This is a genomic window from Streptomyces sp. NPDC025793, from assembly GCF_055558375.1.
In genome coordinates, this window is sequence record NZ_JBVHMR010000042.1 from 43588 (window position 1) to 53075 (window position 9488).

At 70.4% G+C, this 9488-nt stretch carries 7 protein-coding genes; 4 read left to right on the forward strand and 3 right to left on the reverse strand.

Going from position 1 to position 9488, the window contains the following annotated elements; genetic code table 11:
• The first annotated feature begins 126 nt into the window (after window positions 1-126).
• The gene (locus ACZ4MF_RS40735) at window positions 127-1107 is read left to right on the forward strand and encodes a cation diffusion facilitator family transporter (protein ID WP_467498305.1); all 981 of its coding nucleotides are present in this window, start codon (window positions 127-129) and stop codon (window positions 1105-1107) included.
• Between the two features lie 7 nt (window positions 1108-1114).
• Here the strand turns inward: ACZ4MF_RS40735 and lepB are convergent, their stop codons facing one another.
• Together lepB and ACZ4MF_RS40745 are read right to left on the reverse strand one after the other, a co-directional pair.
• A complete protein-coding gene (gene lepB / locus ACZ4MF_RS40740) occupies window positions 1115-1807 on the reverse strand; it encodes a signal peptidase I (protein ID WP_467498307.1) in 693 nt (230 codons plus the stop codon).
• A 209-nt stretch (window positions 1808-2016) separates the two neighbouring features.
• On the reverse strand, window positions 2017-4236 hold the full coding sequence (locus ACZ4MF_RS40745) for a fructose-specific PTS transporter subunit EIIC (protein ID WP_467498309.1): 2220 nt from the start codon (window positions 4234-4236) through the stop codon (window positions 2017-2019).
• A gap of 468 nt (window positions 4237-4704) precedes the next feature.
• Between ACZ4MF_RS40745 and ahcY the strand changes: the two genes are divergently transcribed.
• Both ahcY and ACZ4MF_RS40755 read left to right on the forward strand, forming a co-directional pair.
• Window positions 4705-6162 (forward strand): adenosylhomocysteinase, encoded by a 1458-nt coding sequence (ahcY, locus tag ACZ4MF_RS40750; RefSeq protein ID WP_467498311.1) that lies wholly within the window; start codon window positions 4705-4707, stop codon window positions 6160-6162.
• A gap of 200 nt (window positions 6163-6362) precedes the next feature.
• Complete coding sequence (locus ACZ4MF_RS40755; protein ID WP_467498313.1) at window positions 6363-6977, forward strand: hypothetical protein; 615 nt, start codon at window positions 6363-6365, stop codon at window positions 6975-6977.
• Window positions 6978-7019: 42 nt separating this feature from the next.
• On the opposite strand, the gene ACZ4MF_RS40760 is transcribed toward ACZ4MF_RS40755, so the two are convergent.
• Entirely contained in the window at window positions 7020-8003 is a 984-nt protein-coding gene (locus ACZ4MF_RS40760) for an RDD family protein (protein ID WP_467498315.1), read from the reverse strand.
• A 151-nt stretch (window positions 8004-8154) separates the two neighbouring features.
• On the opposite strand from ACZ4MF_RS40760, the gene ACZ4MF_RS40765 reads away from it, so the two are divergent.
• A complete protein-coding gene (locus ACZ4MF_RS40765; RefSeq protein ID WP_467498317.1) occupies window positions 8155-9162 on the forward strand; it encodes a stage II sporulation protein M in 1008 nt (335 codons plus the stop codon).
• Window positions 9163-9488: the final 326 nt, after the last annotated feature.

A 9488-nucleotide genomic window follows, 5' to 3' on the forward strand; every position in this document is an offset into this window, starting at 1 on the left:
ATGGCCCACCGGCAAAGGTCGGGCAAAGCCGGGCCGCCCGGACGACAGCGACGTCCGACGGCGGCACAGACGGCCAGGCCGCACAGGCCGCAGAGGGCGACAGAGGCGAAGGGACAACGCGGACACATGAGCGCGTCAGGCGGTACGAAGGCGATCGTGGCGGCACTCGGCGCCAATCTCGCGATCGCGGCATCGAAGTTCGTGGCGTTCGCGTTCAGCGGCTCCTCCTCGATGCTCGCCGAGGGTGTCCACTCGCTCGCCGACTCCGGCAACCAGTTCCTGCTGCTGCTCGGCGGCAAGCGCGCACAGCGCGAGGCCACCGCGCAACACCCGTTCGGTTATGGCCGCGAGCGCTTCATCTACGCCTTCCTGGTCTCGATCGTGCTGTTCTCGATCGGCGGCATGTTCGCCGTCTACGAGGGCTTCGAGAAGATCAGCCACCCGCACGAACTGGAGAACTGGTACTGGCCGGTGGGCGTCCTGCTCTTCGCGGTCATCGCCGAGGGCTTCTCCTTCCGCACGGCCATAAAGGAGTCCAACGAGCTGCGCGGCGCGCTGTCCTGGGCCCAGTTCATCCGCCGCGCCAAGGCGCCCGAGCTGCCCGTCGTCCTGCTGGAGGACTTCGGCGCGCTCATCGGTCTGGTCCTCGCCCTGCTCGGCGTCGGCCTGTCCGTCCTCACCGGGGACGGCGTCTGGGACGGCATCGGCACCGTGTGCATCGGCGTCCTGCTCGTCTGCATCGCCCTGGTCCTCGCCGCCGAGACCAAGTCGCTGCTGCTGGGCGAGGCCGCCGGCCCAGACGTGATCAAGCAGATCGAGGAGGCGACCGTCGACGGCGACACCGTCACCGGCGTCATCCACATGCGCACGCTGCACCTCGGCCCCGAGGAGCTGCTGGTCGCCGCCAAGATCGCCGTCCAGCACGACGACACGGCCGCCGAGGTCGCGAACGCCATCAACGCCGCCGAGGCCCGAGTCCGCGCCGCCGTCCCGATCGCCCGCGTCATCTACCTCGAACCGGACATCTACAGCGAGGCCGAGGCCGCCAAGGGCCCCGACCCGGAGGCCACCCCCGGCGGCCCGAACCCGCACGCGGCCGACCACTGACCAGCCATCAGCCATCCATCGGCGGCGCGGGCCAGGACATCGTCGGCACCGGCGCCGCCTCCCGCCGCCGTACGACGAGAAAACCGATCCCGAGCCCGACGCCGACGAGCACCAGCACACCGCCGAGGAGCGCAGCCGTGACGCCCAGGGCCGGGACGGTACGGTCGTCCGTCACCCGGCCCAGCACCGCGCCCGCGGACACCGTCCCGCTCTGCTGGTCGAGATGGAAACGCGAGTCCTGGGAGTCGGCGCGGTAGTCGCCCAGGAGGAACAGCCGCCCCTGAGGGACCGTCACGTCGTACGCCCTGTGCACACCGTCGGCGTCACCGCCGTACACGTACGGCTCCTCGACCGGCTTCCCGTTCACGCTCACCCGTTCCCGCGAACCCACCGTCGTGCAGCACCGCACCCGGTCCCCGCCCACCCCGATGACCCGCTTCACCAGGGGCGCGCCGATCCCGTACGACGCCGGCGGTGTGAACACCACGACGTCGCCGTGCCGCACCTCACCCCCGCCGACACGCTCCCAGACGATCCCGGTCCCGCGCGCGTACGTCGGCCGCATGCTGTCGCCCGCCAGCGTGGAGACCCCGTACGCGGCCCGCAGCCAGGCGACGGCACCGACCGCCAACACGAGTCCCAGCACCCCCAGCACCAGCGCCGAGATCCCCAGCCCCCGCCCTCGCGTTCTCCCCGCCATGTCCCGTCCTCCCCAAGAGCCCCCTCCGAGGCGCGGAGAATAGCGGCACGCTGTGAACGGACTGTGCGGCGGTGCCGGTCTCCAGGAGGAGAGACGGACGGGACGGCGCGTACAGCGCCGCGTACGGCGGCGCACACGGGACGGGGAACACGGGCCCCGGGCATCGATCACCGGGGCCCGCACCCGTCAGCCCGTTCGTCCCCGCCGGCTCATCCGACCTCGGCGAGCACGTCGAGGACCGCCCGCTCGTCCGGCGCCGCCAGCAGCCGCTCCCGAAAGCCGGGGTCCATCAGCTTGCGGGACAACAGCGCCAGGATCCGCAGATGTTCGTCACCGGCGGCCGCCTCCGGTACGGCGATCATGAACACCAGCCGCGCCTTCGTACCGTCCAGCGAACCCCACTCGACCCCCTCGGCGGACCGCGCGAACCCGACGACCGGCGCACTCACCGCATCGGTTTTCGCATGCGGGATGGCGATCTCCTCGCCCAGCCCGGTCGTTCCCTGCTCCTCCCGCCGCAGCGCGGTCGCCACCAACTCGTCCACATCGGAGACCCGCCCGCTACGGCCCAGCAGCTCGGCCATCTCCCGTATCGCGGCCTCCTTGTCCCCGGCGGCGAGCGCGACCCGCACGGTGCGCCCGTTGAGATAGCCGGACAACACCTCGGCCTCCGTACCCGGACCGGCGGAAACAAGCACCGAACCCCCCGAGCCCGCGGCACCGGCCTCCGCCGCCGCCCCCGCCTGGTCAGGCACGACCACCTGCGCCGCCGAATCGCCCCCCACAGCCGACGAACCCGAGCCCGCGCTTGTGTCCGCGCCCGAACCCAAGTCCGAGTCCGCGCCCGAAGCCGACGACGAATCCGAACCCGATTCCGCACCCGAAGCCGACGACGATTCCGCACCCGAAGCCGACGACGATTCCGCACCCGAAGCCGTGCCCGAAACCGCGGGAACAGCCCCCACACGCCCTCGCCGGCGACCCACATCAACCAACGTCACGGTCGCCAGCGCGGTCACCACCGCACCGATCACCACTGCGACGAAGAACATCGGCACCCCGCTCACGGCACCGAGCACCGCCACGATCGGCCCCCCGTGCGGCACCGCGTCCTTCACCCCGGCCAGCCCCGCGACCGCACCGGCCACCGCGCCACCGAGCATGTTGGCCGGAATCACCTGCGCGGGCCGCGCGGCCGCGAACGGAATCGCGCCCTCCGAGATACCGAAGCAGCCCATGAACAGGGCCGCGAGACCGGTCTCCCGCTCCTGCTCGGTGTACAGCCCGCGCCGGATCAGCGTGGCCAGCCCCTGCCCCAGCGGCATCACCGGAATCGCGGCCGCGCACATGCCCATCACCGTCTGGTTGCCGCTCGCGATGAGCCCGGCACCGAAGAGGAACGCCGTCTTGTTGACCGGCCCGCCCATGTCGAACGCGATCATCAGCCCCAGAATCGCGCCGAGCAGGATCGCGCTGGTCCCCGTCATCCCGCCGAGCCAGCTCGTCAGGTGCTCGAACACCCAGGAGATCGGCCTGCCGATGACATAGATGAAGAACAGCCCGAGCGCGGTCGTCGCCACGATCGGGATCACGATGATCGGCATGATCGGCTGTACGAACTTCGGCACCCGGACCTTCTTGATCCACAACACCAGGTACCCGGCGAGGAACCCTGTCACGATCGCGCCGATGAACCCCGCGCCGGCCTTCGAGTCGTACAGCGCCCCCGTGTTCGCGATCCAGCCCCCGATCATGCCCGGCACCAGCGCGGGCCGGTCGGCGATCGCGTACGCGATGTAGCCGGACAGGATCGGGATCATCAGCTGGAACCCGATCCCGCCGATCGCGTTGACGTGCGCCCAGAAGGTGCCGTCCGGGATCACGTACCCCTTCGCCGTCGCATGGCCGCCGAGCGCCAGCGACACCGCGATCAGCAGACCGCCGACGACCACGAACGGGATCATGTACGACACGCCGTTCATCAGCGCCTTGTACACCGGCCCCCGCTCCCGGCCGCCGCCCCCGCCACCCGAGGTCCCCGCACCGCTCCCGGCCCCGCCCGGCGCGTGCACCGGCGCCGACCGCACCCGCTCGATCAACTGCTCGGGATGGTGGATGCCCTCGGCGACCCCGACCGTCAGCACGCGCTTGCCCGCGAACCGGCTCAGGTCGACGTCCTTGTCCGCGGCGACGATGACGCCGTCCGCGTGTCTGACATCGTTGTCATCAAGGACGTTTTCGGCCCCGATCGATCCCTGGGTCTCCACCTTCATCTCGATGCCACGGCTCGCCGCGGCCTGCGCGAGCTTCTCCGCCGCCATGTACGTGTGCGCGATGCCGGTCGGGCAGGCGGTCACCGCCAGCAGCTTCACCCGCCGCCGCTCGTCATCACGGCCACCCGTGGAGGGCGGTCCGGCCGGACTGGTCACGTCGATACTCCTCACACCTTCGTCGCGCGCGGTGCCGTCCCGGACACCCCGCGAGCGCGGACCGGAATTCCCGGCCCCTGCATCCTGTCGCACCCTCTCCTCGGACCTCAGAGGCGAAAGTTCCTGTTCATCCCGGTCTGCGGGCCCCCGTCCCCAGGGATTCGCACCCCTGCCGGCACGCCTCCTGCCCCCGCAGTGCCGCTCGAAACCGCCCTCCCAGTGGCTCGAACCTTGCGGCGACGGACTGGGGGCGACCCGGTCCTCCGGTGTAGCTTGGGACGGAGCCAGACGTCGCTGCTGATGGCGGTCGGGCGGTCCTCGCGGACCGGCCGAGGGAGAGAGGGCCTCCGACGGACTGCGCTGCGCGTACGGGGGCATGCCTGTGTGCTCTTCGCGGGCACCCGTGTGTCCGCCGCCGCGCAGATCAGCCGTACCCACCTCGATCCCGACTCCGAGGAGCAGCTCGTAATGACGACTGTCGACAACCGACAGGACTTCAAGGTCGCCGATCTCTCACTGGCCGAGTTCGGCCGCAAGGAGATCACCCTCGCCGAGCACGAGATGCCCGGCCTGATGGCGATCCGCAAGGAGTACGCCGAGGCGCAGCCCCTGGCCGGCGCCCGCGTCACCGGCTCCCTGCACATGACCGTCCAGACCGCCGTGCTCATCGAGACCCTCGTCGCCCTGGGCGCGCGGGTCCGCTGGGCCTCGTGCAACATCTTCTCCACCCAGGACCACGCGGCCGCCGCCATCGCCGTCGGCCCGAACGGCACGCCCGACAACCCGCAGGGCGTCCCGGTCTTCGCCTGGAAGGGCGAGACCCTGGAGGAGTACTGGTGGTGCACGGAGCAGGCGCTGACCTGGCCGGACAGCCCCACCGGCGGCCCGAACATGATCCTGGACGACGGCGGTGACGCCACCCTCCTCGTCCACAAGGGTGTCGAGTACGAGAAGGACGGCAAGGTCCCCGGCCTGGACACCGCCGAGTCCGACGAGCACCGCGTCATCCTCGACCTCCTGCACCGCACCATCACGGACGGCTCGCAGAAGTGGACCCAGCTGGCCTCCGAGATCCGCGGCGTGACGGAGGAGACCACGACGGGTGTCCACCGCCTGTACGAGATGCAGCGCGACGGCGTCCTCCTGTTCCCGGCGATCAACGTCAACGACGCCGTCACCAAGTCGAAGTTCGACAACAAGTACGGCTGCCGCCACTCCCTGATCGACGGCATCAACCGCGCGACCGACGTCCTGATCGGCGGCAAGACCGCGGTCGTGTGCGGCTACGGCGACGTGGGCAAGGGCTGTGCGGAGTCCCTGCGCGGACAGGGCGCTCGCGTGATCGTCACGGAGATCGACCCGATCTGCGCCCTCCAGGCCGCGATGGACGGCTACCAGGTCACGACCCTGGACGAGGTCATCGACAAGGCCGACATCTTCGTCACCACGACGGGCAACAAGGACATCATCATGGCCGCGGACATGGCCAAGATGAAGCACCAGGCCATCGTCGGCAACATCGGCCACTTCGACAACGAGATCGACATGGCCGGTCTGGCGAAGATCCCGGGCATCGTGAAGGACGAGGTCAAGCCGCAGGTCCACACCTGGACCTTCCCGGACGGCAAGAAGATCATCGTGCTGTCCGAGGGCCGCCTGCTCAACCTGGGCAACGCCACCGGTCACCCGTCGTTCGTGATGTCCAACTCCTTCGCGGACCAGACCCTGGCCCAGATCGAGCTGTTCACCAAGCCGGACGAGTACCCGGTCGGTGTGTACACGCTGCCCAAGCACCTGGACGAGAAGGTCGCCCGCCTCCACCTGGACTCCCTCGGCGTGAAGCTGACCACGCTGCGTCCGGAGCAGGCCGCGTACATCGGTGTCGAGGTCGACGGCCCGTTCAAGCCGGACCACTACCGCTACTGAGCCCCCGGGTTCCGTAGCCCCGCTCGCCGGGGAGCACACCGGTGCACCGCCGCGCTCCCCGACAGCAGGTCTCCCGAGGCAGGCCCCCGCACCCCCGTGCCGGGGGCCTGCCCCTTTCCCGGAACCGTCAGCCGGCCCCAGAGCCAGTCCGGACCGGCGAACCGGCCCGGGCCGTCAGCCCGTCAAGCCCCAGGACCCCCATGCCCCGCGGCCGTTATTCGCTCCACGATCCGCATGATCACACCCCCCTCGCAGAAGAGCACTTCCAATGCGCCCCCGGCCCGTCCGGCTGGCGCTACGTCTCCCGGCTGACCGGCCCCACCGGTGACCAGCACGGCTCGGTCGACCTCGCCCTGGACGACCTCGGCCGCCCTATCCGCCTCGAACTGCACGCGGGAGGCTGGCAGGTGCGAGGCGCCGCCCTCGACGGCGTCACCTGGGTCCGCACCGACCCCACCGGAACCCATGCCACCGAAGGCAATGTGCGCGCCCACGCCTTCACCGGCACGTCCCCCGCGTTCCTCGTCGCCACTGCCCGTCTGCTGCGCCTCACCCCCTCGTCCGCCGCGACCCGCGTACGCCTGGTCGCCTTCACGGATCCCGTCCTCGCCCCCCGCACCGTGGACCAGTCCTGGGCCTTGGTGAACAGCGAAGCACACGCCACTGACAACGGCCCCCTGACCGTGGACGAATACCAGGTCACAGCCCTGGACACCGGCGAACGGCACAGCGTCCACATCGCCGGCGACGTCGTTCTGGCCGCGCCCGGCATCGAGCTGGAGGACCTTGAGACACCGCCGTCGTCCTTCGACTGAACGCGACGGAACCCGACCGCCGAGCACTCCTCGGATCCCGCCTCAGGCCGGCGGTGCGAATCCGGTGGACGGGCGGTCGGCCGACGGCTCGTCCACCGGCCGTGCGGCATGCGCGGCCGACGGCGTGACGGGCGTCTGCGCCCGCCGCGGATCCCGGTCCTGCGGTCCGGCCGGCGGAACGACGTTCCATGGAGGGCCCGCGACGGGAACGGGCGGCGGCTGAGGGGCGGCGGGCGCCGTCGGCGTGCCGGTCCGCCCCGCGGCCGGGGCGGAACCGCCGGCACCGAACGTCTGCCGGACTTCACGGGACCGCCGCTCGTGCACCACGGCCGCGAGAAAGGCGGCGGCCGGCAGATCCGGCGGCACCGAAGCACCCGTACGCGCCGCGAGATCGGCCGCCAGCCGCTGCGCCATCCCCACGGAGACCTGCGGATCGAGCTGCGACATCCGCGTCAGGTACTGCCGCACGGCCAGCCACAGCCCGTCCGGCACGGCAGACAGGTCCAGCTCGGCGAACCGCCCCACGAGCCACGGCGGCGGAGGCGGCACGAACCCGGCCGGACCGGCGGGTATTCGCTCACGGACGACGAGCGTGCCCGCGAACACGTCCCCGAGCCGCCGGCCCCGCGCGGACACCAGCGAGGCGATACAGGCCACCACACCGAACGTCAGCAGGATCTCGACCACACCGATCGCACCGCGCACCAGCGCATGCCGGAACCGGATCGGTCCGCCGTCGTCCCGCACCACCCGAAGCCCGAAGGCCAGCTTCCCGAGCGACCGCCCATGACTGAGCGTCTCCACCGCGATCGGACCGCCGACCAGCACCAGCAGAAACGTCGCGATCGACAGGGCCACCTGCGCGGCCTCGTCCATCGACGCCGTCGACATCACCAGCGCCACCGTGACCACGACGTATGCGGTCACGGCCACCACCAGGTCGAACAACACGGCCAGCGCCCTGCTCGGCAGCCTCGCCGGCAGCAGTTCGAGCGCCACCGCCTCGCCGGTCACCAGCTCACTCACGCCCGCCGTCCTTCCCCGATCCGCCCCCGGAACCGCAAGTCTGCCAAGCTGTGGGCGCATCGCGCCCCAGTGCGACAAGCTGACAGTAGATGCGAGCATCCACGACGAGCGGACGAGCTGTCGACGACCAGCCGAGGAGCAGGCAGACCCGATGGACCTGGACGTCTTCGTCTCCGCGCACCGCGCCGAATGGGACCGCCTCGACGCCCTGCTCCGCCGCCGGCGCCGTCTCAACGGCGCCGAAGCCGACGAACTCGTCGCGCTCTACCAGCGCACCGCCACTCACCTCTCCCTCATCCAGTCCAGCGCTCCGGACCCGCAACTGACGGGACGGCTCAGCCAGCTGGTGGCACGCGCGCGCAGCGCCGTCACCGGCACCCGCCGCGCCTCATGGCGTGATGTCACGCGCTTCCTGGGACAGGGCTTCCCGGCAGCCGTCTATCGCGCGCGCCATTGGTGGGTACCCACAGCACTTGTCTCCACGGTCATCGCGATCCTGCTCGGCTGGTGGATCGGCACCCACCCGGACGTGCAGTCGTCCATCGCGGCCCCGGGCCAGCTGCGCGAGCTGACCCGCCCCGGCGGCGAGTACGAGACGTACTACTCCAGCCACCCCGCGGCCGCCTTCGCCGCCCAGGTGTGGACGAACAACGCCCAGGCGGCCGCGATGTGCCTGGTCCTGGGGGTGTTCCTGGGCCTGCCCGTCCTGTGGATCCTTTTCGAGAACATGCTCAACCTGGGTGTCGGGTTCGGCCTGATGTCCTCTGCCGGCCGCCTCGACACCTTCCTGGGGCTGGTCCTCCCGCACGGCCTGCTCGAACTGACCGCCGTCTTCGTCGCCGCCGGTACGGGCCTGCGCCTGGGCTGGACCCTCATAGACCCGGGTCCCCGCACCCGCCGTACCGCTCTCGCCGAGGAGGGACGGGCCGCGCTCGGCATGGCGATCGGTCTGGCCCTGGTCCTCTTCGTCTCCGGCGCCATCGAAGGCTTCGTCACCCCCTCCGGCCTGCCCACCTGGGCCCGCATCGGCATCGGCATCGCGGTCGAGCTCGCATTCCTGACGTACGTCTACGTCCTGGGCGGCCGAGCCGTACGCGCCGGCGAGACGGGCGATCTCGAAGCGACCGACCGCAGCGCCGGCGTCCCCACCGCTGCCTGATGTGCGCTCCACGTCTGTGAGCTGCTAGTCTCCTCTTCGCCCCGCAAACCCCGTTGACACGGGTGGCGCGGGGAGGTAGATTCAAACAGTTGCCTAGAGCTGGACAAGCTCGGTGGCGAGCGTTAGAATCTACGAGCTTCCTGAGAAAAGTCGAGAACGACTTCTCGAAGAAGCACCTCCCGATTACTCAGAAATGAGTGGCCGGTTAGACCGGCCAAGAACTTCTGATAAAGTCGGAACCGCCGGAAAGGGAAACGCGAAGCGAAAGCGGAGCGGGAACCTGGAAAGCACCGAGGAAATCGGATCGAGAAAAGATCTGATAGAGT